The sequence below is a fragment of the Nocardioides sp. genome (genome assembly GCF_034670285.1).
In the GTDB taxonomy this organism is placed as follows: Bacteria; Actinomycetota; Actinomycetes; order Propionibacteriales; family Nocardioidaceae; genus Nocardioides.
In genome coordinates this window covers 1-26,863 of the sequence record NZ_JAXMNS010000005.1, presented here as the reverse complement: position 1 = coordinate 26,863, position 26,863 = coordinate 1, and the positions used below count along the sequence as shown (strand labels likewise).

At 71.6% G+C, this 26,863-nt stretch carries 29 protein-coding genes and 2 tRNA genes; 22 read left to right on the top strand and 9 right to left on the bottom strand.

Translation table 11 applies throughout. The features are described from left to right. The 5 genes from VOI19_RS00775 to VOI19_RS00755 form a co-directional block, all read left to right on the top strand. Positions 1-426: flagellar basal body rod C-terminal domain-containing protein (locus VOI19_RS00775; RefSeq protein WP_323791042.1), on the top strand; the 426-nt coding region annotated here is incomplete at its 5' end. Continuing rightward, on the top strand, positions 423-1,316 hold the full coding sequence (gene flgL, locus VOI19_RS00770; RefSeq protein ID WP_323791041.1) for a flagellar hook-associated protein FlgL: 894 nt from the start codon (positions 423-425) through the stop codon (positions 1,314-1,316). The genes VOI19_RS00775 and flgL, both read left to right, overlap by 4 nt. A gap of 8 nt (positions 1,317-1,324) precedes the next feature. Then, positions 1,325-1,741, top strand: a complete 417-nt coding sequence (gene fliW, locus VOI19_RS00765) for a flagellar assembly protein FliW (RefSeq protein ID WP_323791040.1) — start codon at positions 1,325-1,327, stop codon at positions 1,739-1,741. Positions 1,742-1,796: 55 nt separating this feature from the next. After that, the gene (gene csrA, locus VOI19_RS00760; protein ID WP_323791039.1) at positions 1,797-2,042 is read left to right on the top strand and encodes a carbon storage regulator CsrA; all 246 of its coding nucleotides are present in this window, start codon (positions 1,797-1,799) and stop codon (positions 2,040-2,042) included. Between the two features lie 90 nt (positions 2,043-2,132). Beyond that, a complete protein-coding gene (locus VOI19_RS00755) occupies positions 2,133-2,480 on the top strand; it encodes a hypothetical protein (protein WP_323791038.1) in 348 nt (115 codons plus the stop codon). 8 nt (positions 2,481-2,488) lie between these two features. Here VOI19_RS00755 and VOI19_RS00750 read toward each other — a convergent pair. Beyond that, positions 2,489-2,561 (bottom strand) — tRNA-Arg (locus tag VOI19_RS00750). Between the two features lie 206 nt (positions 2,562-2,767). Here VOI19_RS00750 and VOI19_RS00745 point away from each other — a divergent pair. Next, complete coding sequence (locus VOI19_RS00745; RefSeq protein ID WP_323791037.1) at positions 2,768-3,940, top strand: LCP family protein; 1,173 nt, start codon at positions 2,768-2,770, stop codon at positions 3,938-3,940. Beyond that, entirely contained in the window at positions 3,933-4,133 is a 201-nt protein-coding gene (locus tag VOI19_RS00740; protein ID WP_323791036.1) for a hypothetical protein, read from the top strand. The genes VOI19_RS00745 and VOI19_RS00740 overlap by 8 nt, the downstream gene beginning before the upstream one ends. Before the next feature lie 21 nt (positions 4,134-4,154). On the opposite strand, the gene VOI19_RS00735 is transcribed toward VOI19_RS00740, so the two are convergent. The 3 genes from VOI19_RS00735 to VOI19_RS00725 form a co-directional block, all read right to left on the bottom strand. After that, positions 4,155-4,502, bottom strand: coding sequence for an MscL family protein (locus tag VOI19_RS00735; RefSeq protein WP_323791035.1), 348 nt, complete (start codon positions 4,500-4,502; stop codon positions 4,155-4,157). A gap of 68 nt (positions 4,503-4,570) precedes the next feature. Continuing rightward, positions 4,571-5,254: an SAF domain-containing protein gene (locus VOI19_RS00730; protein ID WP_323791034.1), complete on the bottom strand. Its 684-nt coding sequence runs from the start codon at positions 5,252-5,254 to the stop codon at positions 4,571-4,573. 69 nt (positions 5,255-5,323) lie between these two features. Continuing rightward, positions 5,324-5,668 carry an FmdB family zinc ribbon protein gene (locus VOI19_RS00725; protein WP_323791033.1) on the bottom strand — a complete coding sequence of 115 codons (345 nt, stop codon included), beginning with the start codon at positions 5,666-5,668 and terminating at the stop codon, positions 5,324-5,326. 98 nt (positions 5,669-5,766) lie between these two features. Here VOI19_RS00725 and VOI19_RS00720 point away from each other — a divergent pair, with 98 nt between their 5' ends. Further along, a complete protein-coding gene (locus tag VOI19_RS00720) occupies positions 5,767-8,412 on the top strand; it encodes a penicillin acylase family protein (protein WP_323791032.1) in 2,646 nt (881 codons plus the stop codon). Here the strand turns inward: VOI19_RS00720 and VOI19_RS00715 are convergent. Beyond that, positions 8,381-9,028: a 5-formyltetrahydrofolate cyclo-ligase gene (locus tag VOI19_RS00715; protein WP_323791031.1), complete on the bottom strand. Its 648-nt coding sequence runs from the start codon at positions 9,026-9,028 to the stop codon at positions 8,381-8,383. The genes VOI19_RS00720 and VOI19_RS00715 overlap by 32 nt on opposite strands. Positions 9,029-9,052: 24 nt before the next feature. Here VOI19_RS00715 and VOI19_RS00710 point away from each other — a divergent pair, with 24 nt between their 5' ends. The 9 genes from VOI19_RS00710 to VOI19_RS00670 all read left to right on the top strand — a co-directional run bounded on the left by VOI19_RS00710 (position 9,053) and on the right by VOI19_RS00670 (position 15,381). Next, entirely contained in the window at positions 9,053-10,450 is a 1,398-nt protein-coding gene (locus tag VOI19_RS00710) for a UTP--glucose-1-phosphate uridylyltransferase (protein WP_323791030.1), read from the top strand. A 7-nt stretch (positions 10,451-10,457) separates the two neighbouring features. Then, positions 10,458-11,732, top strand: a complete 1,275-nt coding sequence (glp, locus tag VOI19_RS00705; protein ID WP_323791029.1) for a gephyrin-like molybdotransferase Glp — start codon at positions 10,458-10,460, stop codon at positions 11,730-11,732. A gap of 10 nt (positions 11,733-11,742) precedes the next feature. Next, complete coding sequence (moaC, locus tag VOI19_RS00700; protein WP_323791028.1) at positions 11,743-12,237, top strand: cyclic pyranopterin monophosphate synthase MoaC; 495 nt, start codon at positions 11,743-11,745, stop codon at positions 12,235-12,237. After that, positions 12,230-12,733, top strand: coding sequence for a MogA/MoaB family molybdenum cofactor biosynthesis protein (locus VOI19_RS00695; protein WP_323791027.1), 504 nt, complete (start codon positions 12,230-12,232; stop codon positions 12,731-12,733). The genes moaC and VOI19_RS00695 overlap by 8 nt, the downstream gene beginning before the upstream one ends. A 17-nt stretch (positions 12,734-12,750) precedes the next feature. Continuing rightward, positions 12,751-13,353, top strand: coding sequence for a GNAT family protein (locus VOI19_RS00690; protein ID WP_323791026.1), 603 nt, complete (start codon positions 12,751-12,753; stop codon positions 13,351-13,353). Between the two features lie 149 nt (positions 13,354-13,502). Beyond that, entirely contained in the window at positions 13,503-14,363 is an 861-nt protein-coding gene (locus VOI19_RS00685; protein ID WP_323791025.1) for a hypothetical protein, read from the top strand. Between the two features lie 80 nt (positions 14,364-14,443). Continuing rightward, positions 14,444-14,519: transfer RNA gene (locus tag VOI19_RS00680), tRNA-Ala, on the top strand. Positions 14,520-14,812: 293 nt separating this feature from the next. After that, positions 14,813-15,028 carry a toxin HicA gene (locus tag VOI19_RS00675; protein ID WP_323791024.1) on the top strand — a complete coding sequence of 72 codons (216 nt, stop codon included), beginning with the start codon at positions 14,813-14,815 and terminating at the stop codon, positions 15,026-15,028. Then, entirely contained in the window at positions 15,028-15,381 is a 354-nt protein-coding gene (locus VOI19_RS00670; protein ID WP_323791023.1) for a type II toxin-antitoxin system HicB family antitoxin, read from the top strand. Before VOI19_RS00675 ends, VOI19_RS00670 begins: the two co-directional genes overlap by 1 nt. Positions 15,382-15,531: 150 nt before the next feature. On the opposite strand, the gene VOI19_RS00665 is transcribed toward VOI19_RS00670, so the two are convergent. Further along, positions 15,532-16,395 carry a resuscitation-promoting factor gene (locus VOI19_RS00665; RefSeq protein ID WP_323791022.1) on the bottom strand — a complete coding sequence of 288 codons (864 nt, stop codon included), beginning with the start codon at positions 16,393-16,395 and terminating at the stop codon, positions 15,532-15,534. 134 nt (positions 16,396-16,529) lie between these two features. Next, entirely contained in the window at positions 16,530-17,780 is a 1,251-nt protein-coding gene (locus VOI19_RS00660) for a cytochrome P450 (protein ID WP_323791021.1), read from the bottom strand. A gap of 62 nt (positions 17,781-17,842) precedes the next feature. On the opposite strand from VOI19_RS00660, the gene VOI19_RS00655 reads away from it, so the two are divergent. Then, entirely contained in the window at positions 17,843-18,448 is a 606-nt protein-coding gene (locus VOI19_RS00655) for a TetR/AcrR family transcriptional regulator (protein ID WP_323791020.1), read from the top strand. 18 nt (positions 18,449-18,466) lie between these two features. Here the strand turns inward: VOI19_RS00655 and VOI19_RS00650 are convergent, their stop codons facing one another. After that, complete coding sequence (locus tag VOI19_RS00650; protein WP_323791019.1) at positions 18,467-20,458, bottom strand: fatty acid desaturase; 1,992 nt, start codon at positions 20,456-20,458, stop codon at positions 18,467-18,469. A 58-nt stretch (positions 20,459-20,516) separates the two neighbouring features. Then, the gene (locus VOI19_RS00645) at positions 20,517-21,266 is read right to left on the bottom strand and encodes an AfsR/SARP family transcriptional regulator (RefSeq protein WP_323791018.1); all 750 of its coding nucleotides are present in this window, start codon (positions 21,264-21,266) and stop codon (positions 20,517-20,519) included. Positions 21,267-21,465: 199 nt separating this feature from the next. On the opposite strand from VOI19_RS00645, the gene VOI19_RS00640 reads away from it, so the two are divergent. From VOI19_RS00640 to VOI19_RS00625, 4 genes are read left to right on the top strand one after another with little or no spacing between them, the layout of a single operon-like run. After that, positions 21,466-23,100 (top strand): hypothetical protein, encoded by a 1,635-nt coding sequence (locus tag VOI19_RS00640; protein ID WP_323791017.1) that lies wholly within the window; start codon positions 21,466-21,468, stop codon positions 23,098-23,100. After that, entirely contained in the window at positions 23,093-24,682 is a 1,590-nt protein-coding gene (locus VOI19_RS00635) for a lipopolysaccharide biosynthesis protein (RefSeq protein ID WP_323791016.1), read from the top strand. The genes VOI19_RS00640 and VOI19_RS00635 overlap by 8 nt, the downstream gene beginning before the upstream one ends. Next, the gene (locus VOI19_RS00630) at positions 24,652-25,548 is read left to right on the top strand and encodes a sulfotransferase (RefSeq protein ID WP_323791015.1); all 897 of its coding nucleotides are present in this window, start codon (positions 24,652-24,654) and stop codon (positions 25,546-25,548) included. Before VOI19_RS00635 ends, VOI19_RS00630 begins: the two co-directional genes overlap by 31 nt. Continuing rightward, on the top strand, positions 25,521-26,846 hold the full coding sequence (locus VOI19_RS00625) for a hypothetical protein (RefSeq protein WP_323791014.1): 1,326 nt from the start codon (positions 25,521-25,523) through the stop codon (positions 26,844-26,846). Before VOI19_RS00630 ends, VOI19_RS00625 begins: the two co-directional genes overlap by 28 nt. Positions 26,847-26,863: the final 17 nt, after the last annotated feature.

Here is a 26,863-nt window from a genome sequence, read left to right as displayed (position 1 = left end):
GCGTACGACCTCGCGGGCGCGACCGGCCAGGCGTTCTTCGACTTCACGCCCGGCGACGCGGCCCGCTCGCTCCGGGTGGCGCTCACCTCGGGCGACCAGGTCGCGGTGTCGGCCGGGCCCGGGGGAGGCCTCGACGGCTCGGCCGCAGCGGCCCTCGGCGCGACCGGCGCCGCCGAGGGCGCCTACCAACGTCTGGTGGCCGGCTTCGGCACCGAGGTGGCCTCGGTGAGGCGCCTCGCAACCACCCAGCAGCTGCTGACCACCCAGGTCGATGCAGCCCGCGAACAGCTGTCGGGGGTCAACCTCGACGAGGAGATGGTGAACATGCTCTCGGCGCAACGGTCCTACGAGGCCGCGTCCCGCGTGATGACGGTCGTGGACTCCGTCCTCGACACCCTCATCAACCGCACCGGGCTGCTGCGGTGAGCATCGCCCGCGTCACCCAGCGCATGCTGGTCACCGGCTCGGTCGACCAGCTCCAGTCGGGCCTCTCGCGACTCGCCAAGGTGCAGGAGCAGCTCTCGACCGGGCGCGTCGTCAACCGTCCCTCCGACGCACCGACGGAAGCAGCCACCGCCATGCGGCTGCGCGCCGAGATCGCGCAGCAGACCCAGTACTCCCGCAACGCCGACAACGGACTGGGCTGGCTCGCCACGGTCGACACCGCGCTCAGCGGGATGTCGGACTCGGTACGGCGCGCCCGCGAGATCGCTCTGCAGGGCGCCAGCAGCGGCACCGCGTCTGACGCTGCGCGGCAGGCCCTGGCGGCGGAGGTCGACCAGCTGCGGGCCGGCCTCTCTGCCCACGCCAACGCGAGCTTCCTCGGCCGACCCGTCTTCGGCGGGGTGACCGCAGGGGAGACCGCCTTCGACTCCACCACCGGCGCCTACGTGGGCGCACCCGGCCAGGTCCTGCGCACCGTCGGGCCGGGCGTGGCGGTGCGGGTCGACGTCTCGGGTCCGGAGGTGCTGGGACCCGACGGCGACTCGCTCTTCGACGACCTGTCGACCTTGTCGGCGGCCCTGGTCGCGGGGGACACCTCGACCATTCGCACGGTCCTCGACTCCCTGCAGGGACGACTCGACGTGATCGGGTCGACCCAGGCCACCGCAGGCGCTGCCGTCAACCGCCTCGAGACCGCCGCCCGGCTGGCGCAGGACGCCACGATCACGCTCGGGGAGAGCCGTTCGCAGATCGAGGACACCGACCTGGCCAAGGCCATGGTGGACCTCAAGCTGCAGGAGGTCGCCTACCAGGCGGCCCTCGGTGCCACGGCCCGTGTGATGCAGCCGAGCCTGATGGACTTCATGCGATGATCGCCCACGTGACTCGCCCCGTGGACGCCGGCTCGGCCGCGCCCGACCTGCCCGTCATCGAGATGGTGCACGCGCTGCCCGGTTTCCCGCAGGCTCGACAGTTCGCGCTCGTCGAGCTCGACGACGCCGGTCTCCTCAGCGCCCTCCAGTCGGTCGACCACCCCGACCTGCGATTCCTCGTCGTGCCGCCGCACACCTTCTTTCCCGACTACGCGCCCGTGGTCGACGACGAGGTGGTGGCCGAGCTCGGGGTCACCAGCGCCGAGGAGGTCCAGCTGCTCGTCATCCTCACCGCGGGGGAGTCGCTGGCGGCCACGACGGCCAACCTCCTCGCCCCGGTCCTGATCAACACCAGCAACCGGCGTGCGCTCCAGGTGATCCTCGACGACAACGCCTTCTCGGTCAGCACCCCACTGGTCGCGTGAGGCCGGTTCGTCGGGTCCCGCCTCCCAGCGCTGCCCGGACCGGTAGCGTGGCGCCATGCTGGTCCTGAGTCGTCGCGTCGGCGAGAGCATCGTCATCGGCGACGAGGTGACCGTGACGGTCCTCGAGGTCCGTGGCGACGTCGTCCGCATCGGGATCGACGCCCCGCGCTCGGTGTCGGTCAACCGGGCCGAGCTGCTCGCAGCGCTCGAGAGCTCCAACCAGGCCGCGGCCTCGCCCAGCGACGACGCCGTGAGCTCGCTCGCCAAGGCCCTGCGCGGGTCGGGCCCCTCCAGCACCTGAGCCACCCGGGCGGCGGCGGCTATCATGAAATGACTCTCGTCCGCCCGGTGCTGGCGGTGTCGAGCCATCCATCGACGTCTTGGGGGTGTCGTGCAGCTGGTCGTGGCAGCGTTCGCCCTGTCCGACGTCGCCGCGCGCGGCGAGGTCCGGCTCAGTCACGTCCGCGCCGGCCTCCAGCGGGCGCTCGAGCCTCACGAGGACGTCGTGGTGCACTGCACCGATGGCGAGTTTGTCGCGGCCACGGTGATCGACTTCGAGTTCGACCTCGAGGACACCTACTACGTGCTCGAGATCGGCGTCCGGCTGCCTCCGCTGCAGGCAGCGGTGCTGCTCGGCGTCGAGTCCCAGGACGCCGCCGACCAACGCGGACCCGTCGCGATGCAGGACATCCTGGACCTGCTCGACGACCTCCGGCGGGACGGCGACCTGCCGGTGTGATGCTGCGGTGCCCCAGGCAAGAGTCGAACTTGCGACCTTTCGCTTAGGAGGCGGCTGCTCTATCCACTGAGCTACTGGGGCAGGGGCGTCCGTGGACGCCGACGGTCATCCTGCCACGCCCGGGAGGCGGTCTCGAACCCGCGTGCGAAGGGGCGTTGTGACGCACGCCACGCCTGTGCGCCGGGCGAGTTGCGCGATGTTTGGCAACTCTCAGGATCTGTCCGCACAATGGGTGACTGACCACCTCTCGGATCCCACCCGAACCAGTTCTCGCGACAAAGGTTGGAATGACCCAGGACCTGATGCAGCCGGCGCCCGCGCGCGCCGGCGCTCCGAAGCGCCGTGGCCGCAAGGACCCCCGCCGAGCGATGGCGACCGTCCTCGTGGCCGGTGCCGTCATGCTCAGCCTCGTGGTGGGTCTGGGTGGCGTCTACTTCTACCGCCACCTCAACGACAACCTCGACGTGATCGACGTCCAGCAGCAGCTCACCAACCGCCCGGACAAGCTCGCCGTCGACACCGGGCCGCAGGAGCCGATCAACCTGTTGGTGATGGGCTCCGACGCGCGCGACGGCGAGGGCAACAACATCGACGGGCTCACCGGAGACGGTCAGCGCTCCGACACCACGATCATGTTCCACCTCTCGGCCGACCGGTCCTTCGCCTACGGCGTCAGCATCCCCCGCGACAGCCTGGTCGACCGGCCCGACTGCACGAATGCCGACGGCGAGACGATCCCCGGTGCCACCGACGTGCTGTGGAACGAAGCCTTCTCCGTCGGCGGACCGGCGTGCACCATCCAGCAGTTCGAGCAGCTCACCGACGTGCGCATCGACAACTACGTCGTCCTCGACTTCAACGGCTTCGAGGACATGGTCGACGCCATCGGCGGGGTCGAGGTGTGCCTCCCCGAGGCGATCGACGACCCGGCTCACGGCATCAACATCCCGGCCGGCACCCAGGAGGTCGTCGGACGCCAGGCCCTCAACTACGTGCGGGCCCGCTACACCCTCGGCGACGGCTCCGACCTCGGCCGGATCAAGCGCCAGCAGGCGTTCATCGCCGCCATGGCCAGCAAGGTCGTCTCGGCCGGCACCCTCACCCGCGTCGACCGCGTGGTCGGCTTCCTCGACGCCGCCACGAGCTCGCTGATGACCGACTTCAGCTCGGTCACCGAGATCGGGCGCGTGGGTGCCGGATTCAAGGGCATCGGCCTCGAGAACATCAAGTTCGTGACCGTGCCGTGGCAGTACTCCCCGGCCGACCCGAACCGCGTCGAGTGGCTCCCGGAGGCCGACGACCTGTGGGAGCGGGTCTCGAACGACCAGACCCTCACTCCGGCCCTGCGCGACGGCGTCATCAAGGCCAGCGACAAGGTCAGCGGCTCCGACAAGGAGCCCACGGGTGAGAAGGCCCAGGCGGCGGCCAGCCAGCGCCAGGCTGCTGGTCTCTGTGCCTGAGCCGGAGGCGGACCCGGAGCGGGAGCCGGAGACCGACTGGCAGCGCCGACGGCGCCTGGCCGCGATCTTCGGCGACGTCCTGCCCGACACGACCCGTGACGAGCGCGACGCCGGATCGGCCGGTGAGGTCCGGAAGGACTCGGCCTCCGATGCCTGGCTCAAAGCACAGGTGCCGCCTCACCACGGTGGGTGAGACGGCACCTGCGGACGTGCCTCAGACGGGGCGCTGGGCCGAGAGCAGGTCGCGGATCTCCTTGAGGAGCACGATGTCCTCCGGGGTGCCGGGCGCCGGGCTGGGGAAGTACTTCTCCTTGGCCTTGACGTAGGGCGTGACCACGAGGAAGTAGACGACGGCCGCCAGGATCAGGAAGGCGATCACGGCGTTCATGAACCGACCACCGTAGGTGCCGGCGTTGAACACGCTGTCCATGCCCTCGGGGAGCAGGCTCGTGAGCCACTCGGTGAAGGCTGTGACGACAGCACCGAACGCGGTGCCGATGATGACGGCGACCGCGAGGTCGACCAGGTTGCCTCTCAGGATGAAGCTCTTGAATCCGTCCACGATGGGCACTCCTCAAGTTGATTTCCGGGTGTCTTGGCGCCCCGAGACGGGGTCGGCCGTTCCTCAACCTAGCGTTTTGCCCAGGTGTAGGTGAGGAACGAGCGCAGGGAGGCGGCCGCCACCGGCGCCACCTCGGTCGCGGTGAGACCCACCACCAACAGGCTTCCGGGCAGTGCCGAGGTGCTCGCGCTGCCCGGGTCTCGCGCGGGCAAGGCGAGCACCGGCACGCTCGACGCCACCGTGGTGACGCCACCGCTCTCGGGGTCGGTGGCCAGCAGGTCGACCAGGTCGCCGACCTGCAGGAGGGCGACCATCGCGGGGTCGGGGAGGCGGAGCGGCACCGCATTTCGGGTGGGGAGCTCGTCGGCCAGCCCCGGTCCGACGAGGCGTCCGGGCGTGATCGCCTCACCCGTCCCGATCGGCGCCGCCAGGGTGCGGCCCACCAGCAGGTCGACCGTGCCCGTGGCGGCATCAGGGGCGGTGCCCGGACCGAACTCGACGCGGGAGAGGTCGGCCGGAGTCAGGGTGCTGCCGGCAGGCAGGTCGCGGAGCGCCACGACCACGGACGTCGTCGGTGGCGTCGGTGCCCTGGTGGCCGAGATCGAGGCGCCCACTGCGACGCAGACGAGCACGGCGGCGAGCACGCGACGACGGCGCAGCAGCCCTCGCCGCAGCCGGGTGAGGGAGCGGTCGACCCGTGAGCGCGCAGTGAGCGTGGGCCGGTCGAGCGGATCAAGGAGGCCGAAGGTCACCCGACGACGGTAGGCCGATCGAGCCGGGAGGGCGGTCGGCTCTCCACAGGCCCGGGATCGAGCCGGCGGTCAGGCAGAGGCAGTGCTGCTGCTCGACGAGCTCGACGAGGAGCTGGAGGACGAGCTCGAGGACTCCTTGGTCGGCGAGGTGCTCGCCGACTCCTTGGTGGCCGTCGTGGTCGAGCCCTTCGTTCCGGCGTCCTTGGTCGCGGCAGGCGCGTCGGAGGTGCTGGAGGCCGAGCGGCTGTCGTTGCGGTAGAAGCCCGAGCCCTTGAAGACGACGCCGACGGCGTTGAAGACCTTGCGCAGCTTGCCCTCGCACTCGGGGCACACGGTCAACGAGGCGTCGGAGAAGGACTGGACCTGCTCGAAGGCGTGGCCGCACTCGGTGCAGGCGTACTGGTAGGTCGGCACGGAGGACTCCTTGGTCGCGGGATCGTCACCGGGCCGAGAGGACTGGCACTCTGCCCAGGCGACTGCCAATGCTACGTCACGGCACAATGAACGACACCATGAGCGCCGACGCCCGACCAGCGACACCCCCGCAGCCCAGCGGGCGCTCCACGCCCTGGCAGCAGTTCCGCGAGCTCCCGCTCGGCATGCGGGGCTCGGTCTACGTCGCCTCCGGCCTCGTGCTCGTGCTGGTCGTGCTCGCCCTGACCAGCGTCGTCCTCGTGCGCCGTCCGCTCCCGCAGACGAGCGGAGCCCTCGAGGTGGCAGGGCTCGAGGGCAACGTGGAGGTGCTCCGCGACAGCTCGGGCATCCCGCAGCTCTACGCCGACAGCACCGAGGACCTGATGCTCGCCCAGGGCTTCGTGGCAGCTCAGGACCGCTTCTTCGAGATGGACGTGCGCCGCCACACCGCGGCCGGGCGCCTCGCGGAGCTGTTCGGCGAGGACGCCGTCGCCTCGGACGTCGCCGTGCGCACCATGGGCTGGCGGCGCGTCGCCGAGGCCGAGCTGCCGCTGCTGGCGCCGGAGACCCGCACCGCCCTGGATGCCTACGCCCGCGGCGTGAACGCCTACCTGGCCGGCCGGACCACGCGACAGATCGCCCTCGAGTACGTCGTCCTCGGGATCGGCGGCGTCGACTACAGCCCGGCGCCCTGGACGGCGGTCGACTCACTGGCGTGGCTCAAGGCGGTGGCGTGGGACCTGCGCGGCAACATGCAGGACGAGGTCGACCGGGTGCTCGCCATCGCGGCGCTGGGGCGCGAGCGGGCCGCCGAGCTCTATCCGGCCTATCCCTACGAGGAGAGCGACCCGATCGTCGGGCAGGGCGCCGTCGTCGACGGGGTGTTCGAGCAGGACGCCACGGACGGCGGCACCCGCAAGCCGCTGCGCGCCCCCACCGGCCCTGCCCTCGATGCGTTGCCCGGTCTCGACTGGCTGGACGACTGGAAGTCGTCCGACGCGATCGGCTCGAACGCCTGGGTGGTCTCGGGGGAGCACACCGACACCGGGGCGCCGCTGCTGGCCAACGACCCGCACCTCGGCGTCTCCGCCCCCGGTCCGCTGCTCCAGGTCGGGCTGCACTGCCGCAACGTCGGTCCGGCCTGCCCCTACGACGTCGCCGGCTACTCCTACGCAGGCGTGCCCGGCGTCGTGATCGGGCACAACGTCGACATCGCGTGGGGCTTCACCAAGATGGGGGCCGACGTCAGCGACCTGTTCGTCGAGCGGGTCACCGACACCACCTGGAAGCGTGGGGGCAAGGACCTGCCGCTGCAGCGTCGCACCGAGACGATCTCGGTCGAGGGCGGCGACGACGTCACGCTCACGGTCCGCTCCACCGACCACGGCCCGATCATCTCCGACGTCGACGACGTCCTGGCCGAGGTGGCCGGCCTCGCACCCGTGCGGCGCCGCGCCGACGAGGAGTACGCCGTGTCCCTGGCGTGGACCGGGCTCACCCCGACCCCGACCGCCGACGCGATCCTCCAGCTGAACCTCGCCCGCGACTGGGACTCGTTCCGAGAGGCGGTGTCGTCGTTCGCGGCGCCGGCGGAGAACGTCGTCTACGCCGACCGCGAGGGCCACATCGGCTACCAGGCCGCAGGGCTCGTCCCGATCCGCAAGTCCGGCAACGACGGCCGGCTGCCGGCGGCAGGGTGGAAGTCGGAGAACGACTGGACCGGGGAGTTCGTGCCGTTCGACGGCCTGCCCAACGTGCTGGATCCCGAGGGAGGCGTGCTGGTGGCCGCCAACCAGGCGGTCGCGGGGGAGGACTACCCCTACTTCCTCACCGACGACTGGGACCACGGCTACCGCGCGCAGCGCATCACCGACCTGCTCGGCACCGCCGTGTCGCCGACGTTCGACGACACCGACAAGACCGTCACGCTGGGCGAGATGGCCGCGATGCAGCTCGACGACCGCAACCCGCTGGCGCCGGTCCTCACGCCGTACCTGCTCGCGGCCGACCTCCCTGACGGCTACTACTCCGACGGCCAGCAGCTCCTCGAGAGCTGGGACTTCGGGCAACCCGCCGACAGCGCGGCGGCCGCCTACTTCAACGTGGTGTGGAGCAACCTGCTCGCCGAGACCTTCCACGACGAGCTGCCCGAGGCGCTGTGGCCCGACGGTGGCCAGCGCTGGACCGCGGTGGTGACGGCCCTGCTCGAGGATCCCGACCACGACTTCTGGGACGACGTCGACACGGATGAGCGCGAGACCCGCGACGACGTCGTCGTCGCGGCCCTGCGCGCAGCCCGAGACGAGCTGACCCGCCGCGTCGCGATCAAGGCCGACGAGTGGCAGTGGGGTGCGTTGCACGAGCTCGACCTGCGCTCGACGTCGATGAGCGGGCGCACCCTCGGCGGACTCTTCGACAGCGGCGGCCGGAGCGCCTCCGGCGGTGGGACGGCGGTCAACTCCACCTCGTGGGACGCCGCGTCGGGCTACGACGTGACGGTGGCGCCGGCGATGCGGATGGTCGTCTCGCTGGCCGACCCCGACGGGATCGAGGGCCTCGACCGCTCCCGGTGGGTCAGCCTCACCGGTGCCTCCGGCCACGCCTTCGACGACCACTTCCTCGACCAGGCCGAGCGGTGGGTCGAGGGACGCACGGTGCCGTGGCTGTTCTCCGAGGACGCCGTGCGCGCAGCCGCCGAGGACTCGCTCGTGCTCACCCCGCCGGGAGGGGACGCAGCCGAGTGAGACCGGACGGCGTGACCACGGCCTCGACCGCACGGTCGTGGGGCTCGCGCGGCACGTCGCGCCCGGTCTCCCCGTCGTAGAGCAGCACGCACGTGAACGTCCCGTACGGCACCCGCGTGAGAGCGCGGTCGTAGGAGCCGCCGCCGCGACCGAGCCGTAGGCCGCGCGAGGAGGCGGCGAGGCCGGGGAGCAGCACGGCGTCCACCTCACTCACCGCGTCGACCCCGAGGCGTCGTCCGGTCGGCTCCCGCAGCCCGTAGCGACCCTCGGCGAGCGCCTCGGCGCCGTCGTACGCCGCCCAGTCGAGGTCGTTGTCGTCGAGCAGCACCGGCAGCAGCACCCGGACCCCCGCGCGACGCAGTCCGTCGAGCACCCAGGACGTGCCGGGCTCGTCGCCGATCGCGACGTAGGCCGCCACGCTCTCGGCATCCCTGATCTCGGCGGCGGCGAGCAGATGACCGGCCAGCCCGCGGGCGTAGACCTCGCGCTCGGCGGGCACCATCAGGGCACGAGCGGCCGAGACGCAAGCGCGTAGGTCGTCCTTCGTCGCAGCGCTCGAGGAGGCTGCCGTCGGGGTCGGGTCGGCCGGGTTTGCAGGCGGTTGTGACGTGGACACCGTCCGAAGCCTACGATCGAGAGCATGGGTAGCCCAGGACTGCACAAGGCCCGCGACAAGATGATCGCCGCAGGCGTCGACGAGGTCGCGATCGAGACCTTCGCGCACTACTACCGCCTCCTCGAGCACGGGGAGACGGGCATGGTGCCCGAGGCGACGATCGACCCGGTCGACATGCCGAGCCTGGCCGACGTCGACGTCGATCCCGAGGTGGCGTCGGAGGCGATCCGCCACACCGCCGTCATCAAGCTCAACGGCGGGCTGGGCACCTCGATGGGCATGGAGCGCGCCAAGTCGCTGCTGTGCGTGCGGCGCGGGCTGTCGTTCCTCGACATCATCGCCCGCCAGGTGCTGCACCTGCGCGAGGAGCACGACGCCACGCTGCCGCTGATGTTCATGAACTCCTTCCGTACCTCCGCCGACACCATGGCGGCGCTGGCCCGCTACGACGCGCTGCCGGTCGACGGGCTCCCGCTGGAGTTCCTGCAGAACAAGGAGCCCAAGCTCCTCGCCAAGAACCTGGCGCCGGTGAGCTATCCCAAGGATCCCGACCTCGAGTGGTGCCCGCCCGGGCACGGTGACGTCTACACCGCCCTGCGCGGCACCGGCCTGCTCGACCTGCTGATCGAGCGCGGCTTCAAGCACGTGTTCATCTCCAACTCCGACAACCTCGGCGCCGTGCCCGACCCGCGCGTCGCCGGCTGGTTCGCCGCGAGCGGCGCGCCGTTCGCGATCGAGGCCGTGCGCCGTACGGCCTCGGACCGTAAGGGCGGTCACTTCGCCCGCCGCAAGAGCGATGGCCGCATCGTGCTGCGCGAGACCGCCCAGACGCCGCCCGAGGACGCCGAGGCACTGGCCGACCTCGACCGTCACAAGTTCTGCTCGACCAACAACCTCTGGTTCGACCTCGACGCGATGAAGCAGGCCCTCGACCTGCGCCAGGGCATCCTCGGGCTGCCGCTGATCAAGAACACCAAGCACGTCGACCCCGGCGACACCTCGACCCCCGAGGTGATCCAGGTCGAGACCGCGATGGGCGCGGCGATCGAGGTCTTCGACGGTGCGGCCCTCATCGAGGTCGGTCGCGACCGCTTCGTGCCGGTCAAGACGACCAACGACCTGCTCGTGCTGCGCTCCGACGTCTACGCCGTCGGCACTGACTTCGTGCTCGACCAGGTTGCTGCCGAGCTGCCCTTCATCGACCTCGACAGCAGCTACTACAAGCTGGTGGGGGAGTTCGACAAGCGCTTCCCCGAGGGCGCGCCGTCGCTGGCGAACGCGACGTCGCTGCGGATCGAGGGCGACTTCACCTTCGGCCGTGACGTCCAGGTGCGCGGCGACGTGGCCCTCGACTCGGCCAGCGCTGCCCGTGTCGATCCGGGCGCCGTGCTCGACGGCTCCGGCTCCCCGAGCCCAGCGTGAGCCGTCCGTGACCGGCCCGCGCTCGGTCGACGAGCACCTGGCCACGATCCTGGCGGCCACCACCCCGCTCGCCGACCTCCAGGTGCCGCTGCTGGACGCGCTCGACCTCGCCACCGTCGAGGACGTCGTGGCGGGCATGGGCCTGCCGCGCTTCGACAACTCCGCGATGGACGGCTACGCCGTGCACCACGCCGACGTCGTCACCGCCGGCGAGGAGTCGCCGGTCAAGCTGCCGGTGATCGGTCAGATCGGTGCCGGCCAGGCAGGCCCGCCCGGACCGGACGGCCGTACGGTGACGTCGTTGCCGCCGGGCACGGCGGCGAAGATCATGACCGGCGCCCCGCTGCCCGAGGGTGCCGACTGCGTGGTGCCCTACGAGTGGACCGACCGGGGTGTCGCCGAGGTCTGGATCGCCCAGGCGCCGAGCCTGGGTCAGCACCTGCGCCACGCGGGGGAGGACGTCGAGGAGGGCGACCTGCTCGTCGAGGCCGGCACCACCCTCGGGCCGCGTCACCTCGGCCTGCTCGCCTCGCTCGGTCGCTCCCACGTGCGGGTGCGTCCGCGTCCGCGCGTGGTGATCGTGTCGACCGGCTCCGAGCTGCGCGAGCCCGGCACCGCCCTGGGCCCCGACTCGATCTACGACGGCAACTCGTTCCTGCTCGCGGCCGCGGCCCGTCGCGCCGGGGCTGTTCCCTACCGGGTCGGGCTGGTGCCCGACGAGCCCGACGCCCTGCTCGCCGCGCTCGACGACCAGCTCGGTCGCGCCGACGTGGTCGTGACCTCCGGCGGCATCTCGATGGGCGACTTCGACGTCGTCAAGGAGGCGCTCAGCCCGCTCGGCTCGGTCTGGTTCGGCCCGGTGGCGATGCAGCCGGGCAAGCCGCAGGGCTTCGGCACCCTGAGCCCGCGCTCCGGAAGCGGTCGCGCCGTCCCGTTCTTCGCGCTCCCCGGCAACCCGGTGTCGTCGTACCTCTCCTTCGAGGTGTTCGTGCGCCCCGCCCTGCGCCGGATGATGGGGCTGAGCCCGGAGTCTCGGCGCCCGGTCACCGCCCGGCTCACGCATCGCGTCGGGTCGCCGCCCGGACGACGCCAGTTCCTGCGCGGCGTCCTGACCCTCGACGACGACGGTGTCAGCGTGGCGGAGGTCGAGCCCGTCGGCGGCTCGGGATCGCACCTCGTGGGTGACCTCGCGGCCTCCGACGCGTTGATCGTGGTGCCGGAGGACGTCACCGAGATCGCCGCCGGCGAGCAGGTCACCGTGATCCGCCTGGATCAGGACTGAGGGAGCACCGATGAGTGAACGACTGACCCACGTCGACGAGCGCGGCGCAGCCCGCATGGTCGACGTGTCGGCCAAGGCCGTCACCGCCCGTACGGCGACCGCCTCGGGGCGTGTGCACGTCTCCGCGGCCGTGATCGATCTGCTCCGCGGCGCCGGCGTGCCGAAGGGTGACACCCTCGCGGTGGCCCGACTGGCTGGGATCATGGGCGCCAAGCAGACGCCGTCGCTGATCCCGCTGTGCCACCCGTTGGCGCTGTCCGGTGTCACCGTCGACCTGGAGGTCACCGACTCCACCGTCGAGATCACCGCCGTGGTGCGCACGACCGACCGCACCGGCGTCGAGATGGAGGCGCTGACCGCCGTCTCGGTCGCCGCGCTCACCGTCGTCGACATGGTCAAGGCGGTCGACAAGGCCGCGGTGATCACCGACATCCGGGTCGAGACCAAGACCGGCGGCAAGTCCGGAGACTTCGTGCGGTCCGACGCCGGGTCCACCGATGCCTGAGAGCACGGACTCGGGTGTGACCCGAGGGACGGCTGAGGTCGTCGTCGCCTCCAACCGCGCGGCCGCCGGTGTGTATGCCGACGAGACCGGGCCGCTGATCGTCGAGGCGCTGCGCGACCTCGGCTTCACGGTCACCGCGCCCGTGGTCGTGCCCGACGGGGCCCCGGTCGGGGCCGCGATCGCCGCGGCCGTCGACGGGGGAGCGCGGGTGGTGCTGACGACCGGCGGCACCGGTCTCACCCCGACCGACCAGACCCCCGAGCAGACGCGTCCGTTGCTGGAGCGCGAGGTGCCCGGCATCGCCGAGGCGATCCGTGCGGCCGGTGTGGAGGCCGGCATCCCGACCGCCGTGCTCTCGCGAGGCCTCGCCGGCGTCCGCGGGTCGTGCCTGATCGTCAACCTGCCCGGTTCGCGGGGCGGCGTGAAGGACGGACTGTCGGTGCTCCGCCCGATCCTCGTGCACGCCGTCGAGCAGATCGTCGGGAGCGACCACTGAACGCCCGGGGCTGGCCGGTGCGCCTGTCCACGGGCACGGAGCCGGTGGTCACCTTGCGGCCCCTGCGTGCGTCCGACGCGACCCCGTGGCGCGATGCCCGTCGCCGCAACGCGGCCTGGCTCTCGCGCTGGGACGCCACCGCACCACCGGGTGCCGACGCCCGCCCGGTGTCGTTCCGCGCGCTCATCCGTCGGCTGACACGCAGCGCGCGGGCCGGCACCTCGCTGCCCTTCGCCGTCGAGGTCGACGGTCGGTTCGCAGGCCAGCTGACGATCAACAACATCGTGCGTGGCTCGGCCCAGTTCGCCTCGGTCGGCTACTGGCTCGACCAGGACTTCGCCGGTCACGGGGTGATGCCACGCGCTGTCGCGATGGCCATCGACCACGCGTTCCTCGCCGTCGGGCTGCACCGCATCGAGATCGCCATCCGCCCGGAGAACTCCAACTCCCTGCGCGTCGTGGAGAAGCTCGACATCCCCGAGATCGGCTACGCCCCCCGCTTCCTGCACATCGACGGTGACTGGCGCGACCACCGCCTCTACGCGATCACCAAGGAGGACGCTCCCTTCGGCGTCCTCAAGCGCTACGAGGCGCAGCTGCGGGACCGACGCGTCGAGTAGGTCATCGAGTAGTCGGGACGAAGCGAAGCGAGGCCCGACGTATCGAGATGCCACCCGCACCCGACAAACCCCACAGATCACACCAGCACTTCGCGACACACGCGTAGACATCCGACTCATCCTGCGCTAGCACTCCTAGGCTCGCCCACGTGGACCTCAGCGCTCTGATCTTCGTCGCCCTGGCAGTGGCCTGGGCCGTCTACCTGATCCCGAAGGCGCTCAAGCAGCACGAGGACAGCGCCGCCAGCCGCTCGATCGACGGGTTCTCCGACCGTCTGCGGGTGCTCGCCCGCCGCGAGCCGGTCGACTCGACGACGGCCCGTCTCGTGGTGCACGGCGCCAAGCAGGACACCGCCGTCACCGTCTCGGTCGACGTTGCCCCGGTGGAGGCGCCAGTGGAGGCGCCAGTGGAGACGCCCGTGGCGCCTACGCGGGCCTCCGTGCAGGCCCGCCGCGCGGCAGCCGCTCGTGCTGCCAGGCGTCGACTCCGCGTGGTCTGCGTGATCCTGACCGCGATCGTCGCCGTCGGCGTGCTCGGTGTCGCGGGCCTGGTGGCGCCGGCCTGGACGTTCGTCCCGGTGGGACTTCTGGTCGCCTGGCTGGTCGCCTGCCGGCTGATGGTGAAGTCCGAGCGGGCGGCCGTCGCCGTCCCCCGGACCCGTCCGGCTCCGCTCGTCGAGCCCGGGGCCGACGAGGACCCGGTCACCGAGGAGATCGGGGTCGTGCACGTCGAGGCCGAGCCCGAGGTGTCCGCACCGGCCACCCCCGCTCCCGCTCCCGCGCCCACGGCCGGCGGCTGGGACCCCGTGCCCGTCACGCTCCCGACGTACGTCGCCAAGGAGCCGGCCGCGCGCCGCACGGTCCGCACCATCGACCTCGACTCCACGGGCGTGTGGACCTCGGGCCCGCTGGCCGCCGACTCCGAGCTGGCTCGCGAGGCCGATGCTGCCGAGCGCACCGCCAAGGAGCGCGCCGCCGAGGCCGACAGCCGTCGGGCCTCCGGCACCTGATCCGGTCCGATTCGGAGGCACCCGTGGGCGGGTGCTAACGTTTCGCACCGCGTGCCCGACTCGTTCGGACACGCAAAGCTGGGGCTGTGGCGCAGTTGGTAGCGCGTCTCGTTCGCAATGAGAAGGTCAGGGGTTCGAATCCCCTCAGCTCCACCAAACCTGCAGGTCAGAGGCCATGCGCGTCATCCCGAACCCGGGAGACGGCATGGCCTTTCCGCGTTCACTCCGCGCCATGGGCACCACCCGCGGCGATCGCTCGCGGCTCCTCGGACGATCTCGACAGCGCTGGGGGCTGCATCGGGCCGATCGGATCCGGCGGGCGAGGGTCCCTGTGTGCGCTTGCCGCGTGCTCGGCGAGATGAGCGCCGCGGAGTTGCCGGTGGCCTTGGCTGATGGTACCGCGGTCGGTACCATGAGGTATGGCGGCAGTTGAGTCGATCGTTGCGACCATGCGCAACGCTCAGCAGAACGTCGCCTACAACGACCTCTACAAGGTCTGCGTGCACTACTTCGGGGAGCCGCGACAGTCGGGCTCCTCCCACGCCGTGTTCAAGACCTCGTGGCAGGGCGATCCTCGCGTCAACATTCAAAGCAGCAAGGGCAAAGCCAAGGCGTACCAAGTACGTCAGGTGCTCAAGGCGATAGACAAGATGGAGGGTCCGTGATGGACACTGTGCAGCGACCGCAGGATGCGGTATCTCGCTACACCTACCGCGTAGCGTGGTCTCCCGAGGACGACGAGTTCGTGGCCACGGTGGCGGAGTTCCCGTCGCTGTCGTGGCTGGATCCTGTCCAGTTCGCCGCCCTGGAGGGACTTCAAGCCGTGCTTGCTGACGTGATCGCCGACATGGTTGAGCAGGGAGAGCACGTGCCGGAGCCGCTGTCCGAGCGCAGCTATTCAGGCAAGTTCAATCTCCGCCTGGGTGAGCGGCTGCACCGGGAGGTGGCTCTACACGCTGCCGAGGAGAACCTGAGCATCAATCAATGGGTGGTGCGAAAGCTCATGGTCGATGGCTGAGTGTGGGCCGCAAGCACCACACGTCCGCGTTTACTCCGCGGATTGAGTCCGAGAAGGACCCAAATCGTCTGAGGCACCGGGTAGCCGCCCCTCCCCGGCAGCTGCCGGGGAGGGGCGTTCTTCGTGCTACGAGCTACGTGTGGACGACCGTCACAGGTAGCGACCGCAGTGCGGCCATGGAGACCGTCCACGCTGCTTGTAGAGCAGCTTGGCCCGGTAGGTCTGCTCGCCCGCCGAGGCGCGCGACGCCACGCCGGACCCACCGACCGAGCGCCACGTGCCGGAGTCGAACTGGTAGAGGCCGTGGTAGCCGGCCGGGTTGACCGCGCGCGGGTTGCCCCCGGACTCGCAGTTGGCCAGGGCTCGCCAGTTGAGGTGGGCAGTGCCCGGGACCGAGTGCGGGTCGGCGCCCACGAGGACCTTGCGGGGCTTGGCCGACCTCGTCACCTGCCTGGTCCGCTCGACGTCGACCACCGAGCGGTTGTGCCGGGTCTTGACGATCGTGGTCGTCCTGACGCCGGGGCGCCCCTTGGCCACGACCTTGCGCTGACCGGCCCGCAGTCGCGAGACGGTGCGAGTTCGGGTGGGCCGCTCGATCATCGTGCGGCGCTTCTTGACGACCCGGTCGACAGCGACGAGCTGCACCGCGTCCCCGGCGCGCAGCTTGCGCTTCTCCGAGCCGCGCACCAGGTTGCCGTCTCGCCTGACTCGGACGAGGTCGTTGTCGTCGAAGCGGACTCCTTCGTCGACCAGCACCTTGCGCGCCCAGGTGCGCGTCGTGCGCAGGCCTCGTACGTCCTGGTTCCTGACCCGCAGCCGAATGCGCGTGCCGCGCGGAGCCGGCTCGAGAGCGTCGGTCGCACCATCGATCTGGGACTCGGACCCGGCCGGGCTGGGCCCGGTCTCGGAGGGGGCCTCGCCCTGGGCTGCGCCGGGCGCCGCGAGCAGGAGCGTTCCTGCCAGGCTTGCTACGGCCGCTCCGGTCACAGCTCGTCGGATCGTGGGGTGGAGCATGAACACCTCGTCGCTACTAGGACCGCTGCGTGCGATCGGCAGCCGTCCACGGTAGGTGGCTCTGGTGGAGAACCCCACCCGACGAGGTTGTGCGTCTGGTCACCGTGCGCGGGCATTCGCGGCCCGCCCGGGTCTCAGCGGTAGCGGACGGGAAGCGACTTGACCCCGTTGAGCCAGCCTGAGCGCATCCGGGCGGCGGCGCCGTCGCCGACGATGTCGGGGGCTAGGTCGGCGAGGGCGTCGAAGATCAGCTTGATCTCGGTGCGAGCGAGGTTCGCGCCGATGCAGTAGTGGGCGCCGTGCCCTCCGAAGGCGAGGTGCGGGTTCTTCTCGCGGGTGATGTCGAAGGTGAACGGGTCGTCGAACACCTCCTCGTCGTGGTTGGCGCTGGCGTAGAAGAGCCCGACGCGCTGGCCGGCCTTGATCTGGACCCCGCCGACCTCGACGTCCTCGAGCGCAGTGCGCTGGAACGACGTCACCGGGGTCGCCCAGCGGATCACCTCGTCGACCATCGTCGCCGGGCGGTCCTTGACCCACAGGTCCCACTGGTCGGGGTGGTCGAAGAACGCCTGCATGCCGTGGGTGGTGGCGTTGCGGGTGGTCTCGTTGCCGGCGACGGCGAGGGCGATCACGAAGAACCCGAACTCGTCGTCGGTGAGCCCGCGGCCGTCGACGTCGGCGTTGACGAGCTTGGTGACGATGTCGTCGCGGGGCGACTCCCGACGATCGGCGGCCAGGCCCATCGAGTACATCAGGATCTCGGCAGCGGCGGCCGCGGGATCGTTGTCCGCGCGCGCGAGGTCGGCGTCGTCCGCGCCCGTCATCTGGTTGGTCCAGGCGAAGATCTTCTGGCGGTCCTCGGCCGGGACGCCGAGCATGTCGCCGATCACCTCGAGCGGGAACTGCGCCGCGACCTGGTCGACGAAGTCGCCGGCCTCCGCGGCGACGGCCTCGCGGACGATCCGCTGGGCAACCTCCTCGAGACCCTCCTCGAGCGCCGCGATCGCCCGGGGGGTGAAGCCGCGACTGATGATGCGGCGCAGCGCGGTGTGGTCGGGGGCGTCCTGGTTGATGATCACGACCTTGGTCATCTCGACCGACTCGACGGTGGCCGTCTCGGGGTTGCGGATGATCACGCCGTTCTCCCGGCTGGAGAAGACCGCGCTGTTCTTCGACGCCGCGGCGACGTCGGCGTGCTTGGTCAACGCCCAGTAGCCGGTGCCGGACGACTCGGACTGGCCGGCTCGCGCGTTCTCGGTCTGCTCCACCCACGTCACCGGCGCGCTGGCGCGCAGGATCCGGAACTCCTCGTGCGGGACGCCGACGGCGTTCAGGTCCGGGTCGGTGAAGTCGAAGCCGGCGGGGAGCAGAGGGGCGGCAGTCATGACGCGACCATACAGATGAGTTGAAGTGTATGTACAGAGTAGCGATTCTGTATGGTGAGGCGATGCGAGCACACGGGTGGGGCGGTGCGCCGCCCGTCGACCGCGACGAGGCGCGCGAGCGGATCCTGTCCGTGGCGCGTGGGCGGCTCGACGAGACCGGTGCCGCCAGCATCTCCGACGTCGCCGAGCGCGTCGGAGTCACCCGACAGACGGTCTACCGCTACTTCCCGACCACCGAGGACCTGCTGAACGCCGCCGCGCTCGATGCCGTCAGCGACCTGGTCGACTCCATGGTCGAGCACGTGCGTACGCACGTCTCGCAGGAGTCGGGCGACGCGGGTGACGCGGCGGTGGAGGTAGTCGCCTACGTCTACGAACACCTGCGTGACGACCCCGCCCTGCAGCGGCTGGTCGCCCCCGGACGACTCGGCAGCACCGTCGCCGAGCTCACCTCTCCGGCGTCGATCGCCCTCGGCGGTGAGCTGCTCGGTCGGCTCGGGATCGACTGGAGCGGTGAGGCGCTGGGGGAGCGGGGCCGCCCCGAGCTGGTGGAGCACCTGTTGCGCACGCTCCAGTCGTTCCTGCTGGACCCCGGCACGCCGGAGCGCTCGGCCGGTGAGCTGCGCGCCTACCTGCAGCGCTGGCTGGCGCCGACGCTGCGCCGCTGAAACGTCGGTGAGGCCCGCTCAGGCGTCGTAGTCGACCCGGAGCTCCTCGCTGACGGGGTGGGCCTGGCAGGTGAGCACGTAGCCCTCGGCGCGCTCGGCGTCGTCGAGCGCGTGGTCCTGGTCCATCACCGCCTTGCCGAGCAGCACCTTAGCGCGACAGGTGCCGCACGCGCCGCCCGCGCAGGAGTACGGCGCGTCGACGCCCTGCTGAAGGGCGGCGTCGAGCACGGTGTCGCCGGTCGAGCGGAGCGTGAAGCTCGTCTCCACGCCGCCGACGCTGACCGTCACCCGGCTCTCGACGTCGAGGTCGACCGCGGAAACGGTGTCCTCGGTGTGGAACACCTCCGAGTGCACGCGCTCCCCACGCGGCGCCAGGGCTGTGCGCAGGTCGTCGACCAGCTGCTCGGGTCCGCAGAGGAACCACTCATCGACCCGGTCTCGCACGAGGTCGGTGACCAGGTCGACGGTGACCCTTCCGGGCAGCGCGGCGTCGGGCTCGCGGGAGAGCACGTGGTGCACGGTGAGGCGGCCGTCGAAACGCTCGACCAGGGCATCGAGGTCGGCGCGGAACATGGTGGAGTCGGTGGTCCGGTTGCCGTAAACGAGCGTGAAGGTGCTCGCCGGCTCGTGCTCGAGCGTGGCGGTGGCGATCGAGAGCACCGGCGTGATGCCCGAGCCGGCTGCGGCGGCGGCGTACGAGCGCGGGCCCGTGGGGTCGGGGTCGGGGCCGAAGCGTCCTGCCGGCGTCATCACGTCGAGGATGTCGTCGGCCTCGAGGCGCTGGTGGACGTAGGTCGAGAACACGCCGCCCTCGATGCGCTTCACGGCCACGCGCACGGTGCCGTCGGCGAGCGGGGGCAGCAGCGAGTAGGAGCGTCGTACGTCGTGGCCGTCGAGCATGGCGCGCAGCGTCACGTGCTGCCCGGGACGGTGGGCGTAGGCGGCGGCGAGGTCGCCCGGCACCGTGAGTGTCACCGCGACGCTGTCGGCGGTGAGCGGGTCGACCGACGCGACCCGCAGCGGGTGGAAGGCCGGGCGGGTGCTCGCGGACGGGTCGGGCTGGGGCGAGGAGCTGTCGAGGTCGTCGGTGAGTCGGCGCCAGGTGCGGTACTCCGACGGCGTCAGCGAGCGTCCGAAGATCGTCGAGATCGCGGCGTTGCGGTCGAGGTAGGTCTCCTCGTTGCGACGCCAGGCGCGCAGGTAGCGGTAGAAGGGGACGCTCGGGTGCAGGTGGTGGACCAGGTGGTAGTTCTGGTAGACGAAGAGTGGGGTCATCCACCCCTCGCCACCGACCCTGATGCGCGTCGCGCGGTACTTGTCCTGGCGTCCCGTGAACGGCAGGCCGTGGTGGGGCAGGTAGTCGAACCACCAGGCCAGCACGCCCAGTCCGAGGCGCTGCGGGATCAGGAAGGCCACCGCCAGTGCGGCGCCGTGACCGGCTGCGATCAAGGCCCCGAACGTGCTGAGGGAGACGGCGGCCAGGGCCACGGTGGTGATCACCTCGCCGCGCGGGCGTTGGGGGAGTCGTCGCGCGTAGAACACGACGTACCAGAGGTCGAGGGTCATCCAGCGGAACGGCAGCTGCCACCAGGGTCCCTCGCTGGTCCAGGCGTCGGGGTCGACCGCCTTCTGCTCGTTGGTGTTGCGGTGGTGCTCGATGTGGATGAAGCGGAACATCCCGTAGCCGGCGTACGGCGCCACGAGGGGCACCGAGAGGTGGCCCATCAGGTCGTTGAGGCGCGAGTCGGTGCTCACCGCGTGGTGCACCGACTCGTGAAGCACGCTGAACATCAAGAACGTGACCGCCGCACCCATCGGAACGGTGACGAACGGCGACCAACCGGCCGCGAGCACGCCGTACAGCTCGAGGGCGAAGAGGCCGAGGGTGCCCACGAAGAGGCCGATGGTCGGCCAGGCGACCGGGGGGACGCGCTCGCCGGGGTCCGGCAGTCCGAGCACCTGCTGCGGGGCCTCCTGCGAACCGGCAGGGGCGGGGGTGGTCTGGGACATGTCCCTAGGGTTTACATTTGCGGCGATTTTGTCAAGCAGTGGAGTCGAGCGTGCTCCGTCAACGGTCCTGGTCCTGCAGGATCTTGAGGTGGAGCTCCTTGGTCTCGCGGGAGGGGTCGATGCCCAGCTCCTCGGAGAGTCGGGTCCGGTAGGTCTCGAAGATCATCAGCGCCTGCCCGATCTCGCTCAGCTCGGCATGGGCGCGCATCAGCGCCCGGTGGGCCGACTCCGAGGAGGGGTCGAGCCGCACCGTCGCGTAGGCCAGCTCGAGGGCCTCGCGGAAGTGACCCAGGCGCAACGCGCAGGTGGTGGCGTCGGTCAGCGAGCGTTGGCGCAGGCGTCGGAACTCCTCCCGTGCGAAGGTGGCCCACCGCTGCCCGTCGTCGTTGGCCCGGAAGTCGCCGCGGTAGAGCGCCTCGGCGGCCTCGATCAGCAGCATCGCCTCGTGGTCGTCACCGCGCGCCGTCGCGCGTGACACGGCGGCCACCAGGTCGCGGTAGTCGTCGAGGTCGACGGAGGCCGAGACCAGCACCAGGTCGCCGTGCTGGCGCGTCACGACGTCCTGCCCGACGGCGGCGCGGATGGTGCTGGCCGCGGTGCGGAGGCTCCCGCGTCCGTGGGCCGGATCGACGTCCGGCCAGAGGAGACCGACCAGAGAGCTGCTGCGCACGGGTTGATTGTTCTCGAGCGCCAGGATGCGCAGCAGGTCCATCGTCTTGCCGGTCCGCCACGCGCTGGGCTCGACCAGCGTCCCATCAGGCCTGATCACTTCCAGCGGCCCGAGCACCCGGACCTCAAGAGACTTCACCGCACCCCCATGCGTGCCGAGTCGTTTTCAGCGAGCCACTTTACGCCGCTCGTCAAGGTTCGGGAGCCGTTCTGAGGCGTACCGAGGCCGGCGTCCCCAATTGTGAGTAAGTCGTGTCCGGCCCGCCGCCGCCGGCAAGTGCAGCCGAGACGATGCCGTCGAAGCGACCCGACAGACCACAGGCGGATGGAGGACCCCAGTGCCACGGCGACCCTCCCTGCACGGCTCCCACCACGCGGTGCGCCTGCTCGTCCTCGCGCTCCTGGTCGTCGTGCTCGCCGGAGCGGGGGGCGCGGCCGGTCGGTGGTGGGGTGAGCGGCAGTCGGGCACCTACGTGGCGACCGTGGTCATCCTGCTCAACCCGCTCCAGGGCAACCCGTTCAGTCCGGACTCGCGCGGTGAGGACCTGGTGAACCTCGAGACCGAGGCCCAGCTGGTCACTTCGGACACCGTGGTGAAGAGGGTGGCGCTGGACCACCCCGACCTGCCGCCGCTCGATGTCGCGTCGGTGGTCGTGACGGTGCCACCCAACACCCAGCTCCTGGACATCGAGGTGACGGCCGCGGACAGCGAGGTGGCCCAGCAGACCGCTGCGGCGCTGGGGCAGGTCTATCTCACCCACCGTCGCAACCGGACGGCCTCTGCCCTCTTCAACGAGCGGGCCAACATCAACGAGCAGCTCGACGAGCGCGCCGCGGAGCGCACCGAGCTCACCAGGAGCCTCGACAAGTCGAAGCCGGGATCGGCCGCGAGCGTGCAGGTGACCCAGCAGGTCCTGGCCGTCGTGACGCAGATCAGTGAGCTGCGAGCCCAGCTGGGGGTCGTCGGTGCGGCCTCGGTCGACCCGGGACAGGTGGTGACACCGGCCGAGGTCGCGCCGCACGGCCCGCTCACGGCCGGCCCCGAGTTGCCGGGACTGCTCGGGGCGCTCCTGGGGTTGCTGGTCGCTGCGGCGGTCACCAGCCGGCTCGTCCGACCCGACGGCGTGGTGCGGGTCGCCGCAGACCTCGAGGGTCTCTCGGGCCTCGGCGCCCCGGCGTGGGTCGCGACGATGGCCGGCGCCGATGGAGGGGTGTCAGGTGGGTCCCGGCTCAGGGCGCTGGCCCTGGCGTCAGGGGGCGGGCGCCGCGTCGTCGTCCTGGCCTGCCACGTCGGGCGGGGTCCCACCGGGCCTGCGGTCCGTGCGCTCGCGGACTCCTGCGTCGCCTCGCGCCTGCGGACCGTGACCGTCGAGGTCGGAGCCGCCGCTCGGGCCGACGACGAGGGCTTGGCCGGGGCGGCGTCAGGGCCTGGGAACCCTCCCGGGCTGCTCGAGGTGCTGCGGGACGACGTCCCGCTCTCGAGCGCCGTGACCTGGCGGGGGGATCGCGGGCTCCTGGGCGCCGGGTGCGAGCCGGGTCCGTTGGACGACCTCGCGGCCTCGGCAGGCATGGAGCACGTCGTGGTCGCGCTCCGTGAGGCCTCGGACGTCGTGGTGCTGGACGCCGGTGCAGCGTCCTCGGCGCGGGCCCTCGCTCTGCTGCCCCACGTCGACGTCGTCCTGCTCGAGGTCGCGGTGGGCTCGGTGACCCTCGAGGAGATCGAGGACGAGATCGACGAGCTGCGGGCCGCCGGCGAGGCCGCAGTGGGCGTCGTCCTGGTCCCGAGGGCGCGCAAGCACCGTCGAGCGCGCCGACGCCGGGACATCCGCGAGGTTCCTCCGACCGCGGTCGCGGACGAGCCGCCCGTGCGCGACCAGCTGTCACGCCGTCGCGCCGAGGCCGTGGCACGGTCGATCCCCCGCATGGAGCGGTTGACGAGCTTCGGCAGCCGGGTCGAGGCTGGGCATGAGTGAGCCTCACGCGACCCACGACACGCTGCGCGAGCTGGGCCGGGGGGCGGCTCTCGGACTGGCCGGCTCGGTGTTCGCGGCGGGAGTCGCCTTCGCCCTCGCGATCGCGGTGGCCCGGGGACTCTCGCCCGAGGAGGCCGGTCGGTTCTTCACCGCCACCTCGCTCTTCGCCCTGCTGGTCGCAGCAACCTGCTTCGGCACCGAGGCCGGGCTGGCGCGCTTCCTGCTGAGGCTCGAGGCGGCCGGCGAGCACGGGTCCGTCCGCCGGGCCATCGGCTGGGCGGCCGGCCCGACGATCGGCGCGGCCTGCGTGGTCTCGGTGCTGCTGCTCGCGAGCGCGGAGCGCATGGGCTCGCTGCTCGGGCTCGGCCCCGACGGCCCCCGGGTCGTGGTCTGCCTCGCGGTGGCTCTCCCCACGGCCGTCGCCGCCGAGGTGCTGCTCGGCTCGACGCGCGGGTTCGGACACATCCTGCCGACCGTCGTGGCCGATCGGATCGTGCGCGCCGGGCTCCAGGGCGTGCTGGCCCTCACGATCGTCGCTGCCGGCGGGGGACTGGTCGTCGTCACCGCCGGATGGGTCGGGGCCTACGTCGTCTCGGCCGCGCTGGCGCTGGTGTGGGCGGCCCGCGTCGTCCACCGCCGCGGGCCGCGGGCAGGCGTCGAGCTCGTCGGGTCCGGTGCTCCGGAGCCTGCGCTGGGCCGGCGCTTCTGGTCGTTCACCTGGCCGCGTGGTGTCGGTGCCCTGGCCCAGATGGGGATCCAGAAGTCGGACATCGTGATCATCGCGCTCCTGCTGACCCCCGTGGACGCGGCGCTGTACGCCGTCGCCACTCGCTTCGTGCCACTGGGCCAGATGGCGGTCCAGGCGCTCCAGCAGGTGCTGCAGCCTCGACTCACGGGGCTCCTGGTGGGCGGTGACCCCGCGGCGCTGGCCACGGTGTTCCGCACCGCCACCTCGTGGAGCATCCTGCTGGCCTGGCCGATCTACCTGGTCGTCCTGTGCGCGCCCTCGACCTACCTCGGCGTCTTCGGTGGCTCCTACGCGAGTGCTGCCCCGGTGGTCGTCCTGCTCGCCTCGGCCATGCTGGTCGCGGTCGCGACGGGCCCGGTCGACACGCTGCTCCTGATGTCAGGGCGCAGCCGGCTGAGCATGACCAACGCGCTGGTCGCCCTCGGGATCGACCTCGTCCTGTGCGTGCTCCTCGTGCCCCGGTGGGGCATCGCCGGCGCAGCGGTCGCCTGGGCGATCGCCGTGCTCGTGCGCTGCGGTCTCGCCACGTTCCAGGTCCGGCGCCAGTTCGCCCTGGCGCCGGACCGCCACGCGCTGCGCACCGCGCTCCTGCCGGTGGCCTGCTTCGGGGTCCCGGTGCTGGCCTCGAGCCCGCTCGGGCTCGACCTCGGGGGGCTGCTCGTCACCGTCGTCGCCGGCGGCTCGGTCTACCTCGTGGTCCTGGCCCACCTGAGGGTCCCGCTCGCCCTGGACCTCGTCGTTCCCCACCGCCGCAGCGTCGCGGCCACCCACGTGATCCACCCAGCTGAGGAGAGTGATTCGTCATGCGCGCTCGACACGCCCTGCGTTCGGTAGGCCGTCGCGGCAGTCCGGCCACCCAGGAGCGGGCCCGCCGCGCGGCCCTGGGCTGGGGGACGGCCACCTCGGCGCTCCGCATCGCCCCGTCGGTCATCGTGGTCGGTGCACAGCGTTCCGGCACCACGACGATGTTCCGGCTGCTCGAGGCGCACCCCGACCTGGTGCGACCCACGCTCTCCAAGGGCACCGGCTACTTCGACGACGACTTCGACCGCTCCTGGTCCTGGTACGTCGGGCACTTCCCCCTGCGCCGTCCGGGCGACACGCACCTCGTCACGGGTCGTCGGTCGTTCGAGTGCAGTGGCTACTACCTCTTCCACCCGCTCGCCGCCGGGCGGATCGCGGCCGCGCTTCCCGACGTCCAGGTGGTCGCCCTGGTGCGGGACCCCGTGGCCAGGGCCTTCTCGGCGCACCGCCACGAGTGGGCCCGGGGGTTCGAGCCCCTGGGGCTGGAGCAGGCGCTGGCGGCGGAGCAGTCGCGCACGGTCGGCGAGGAGGCCCGGCTCTCGACGGAGCCCGGCTACCGCAGCTTTGCCCACCGACACCACGCCTACGTGCAGCGCGGGGAGTACGCCCGTCAGATCGGTCGCTTCCGTCGGGCGCTGGGCGCCGACCGCGTGCACGTGATCGACGCCGATCGCTTCTTCGCCGATCCGCAGGGGCGCTTCGCGGCGCTCCAGCGGGACCTCGGGCTCCGCAGCTGGACCCCGCCGAGCGTCGAGGCCTGGAACGCACGCCCGGCGCCACCGCCGCAGGGGCGCCTCGAGGCCCGGTTGAGAGAGCACTTCGCGTCCCATGACGAGGCGTTGGCCGAGATCCTCGGCGAGCTGCCCTCGTGGCGTCGCGGACGGGTCGCGTCGTGATCGCCGTGCTGCCGGCCGGGTCCCGGCTGCGGGTCCGCCGGGCCCGCCGACGCGGAGCCCGCCTGGTGCGCGAGCAGGTGCACGCCGCGGCGACCCAGATGCGGCGGGTGCCGGTGCCCGACCCCGTACGAAGACACCTCGTGACCCCCCTGGTCTGGGAGTCGTCGACCACGACGGTGCCGATCGACTCGTTGCTGCTCGGCGGTCAGAACGGCCTCGACGGGCACGACTACGCGCAGGCCACCGGCGACCTCCTGTGGACGTCGCGCCGGGTCGCGGACGGTCCTCACGTGGCGCTGCTCCGCTCGGTGGCGGCCGGGCGGTCGTCCGACCACGACCTGCTGTCGTCCGAGTTCGCGGCGATGGCGCGGCGCTGCATCGACGTCTCCGGCTCGTACGTCGGCGCCACCGGCGACGCAGGCATCCTGCGGATCGCCCGGGGCTTCGTCGACCCGGCCGGCCGCGAGGCCCTCGACGACCCCGCCGTCACGGCTCCGGGGGTGCCGGTACTGGCCGTCCCGATCCAGGACTCCGACTGCTTCCAGGTCGTCGACGGGCACCATCGCCTGGCCCGGATGGTGGTGGCGGGCGAGACCGAGGCGGCGGTCCGGCTGCGACGTCGTCCGGTGACCACGGCGCTCCAGGACCGCCTCGACGCGATGTCGTGGATCGGCGGCGAGCGCGAGCTCTACCAACCCGTCGAGGCTCCCGAGCTGGAGCAGTCCTGGGCGACGGTCCGTCGCTGCACCGACCGGCTCGACAAGATGCACGCCCAGCTCACGTCCCTCGGCATCGGGCGAGCCGACTACCTCGACGTGGCCAGCTGCTACGGCTGGTTCCTCGCCGCGATGTCGCAGGTGGGACACGAGGTGCGGGGAGTGGAGCGCGACCCGCTGGCGCCGACCCTCGGAGCAGCGGTCTACGGCCTCGACCCGTCCTGCGTGACGACCGCCGACGCGGTGGACTTCCTGCGCGACCAGCCCCGCACCTACGACGTGGTCTCGTGCTTCAGCCTGCTCCACCACTTCGCCCTGGGGCGGGCATCGGTCTCCGCCGAGTGCCTGGTGCGGCTGCTCGATGACGTGACCGGTCGGGTGCTGTTCCTCGACACCGGCCAGGCCCACGAGGCGTGGTTCGCCGACTCGCTGCCCGAGTGGGACACCGACCACGTCCGGGACTTCCTGGTCCGCCACACGAGCTTCGACCGGGTGATCGACCTCGGACCGGACGACGACGCCGTGGCGCCGTACAGCCACAACTACGGCAGGCACCTCTTCGCCTGCGTGCGGGACACGTGAGCAGCACATGACTCGAG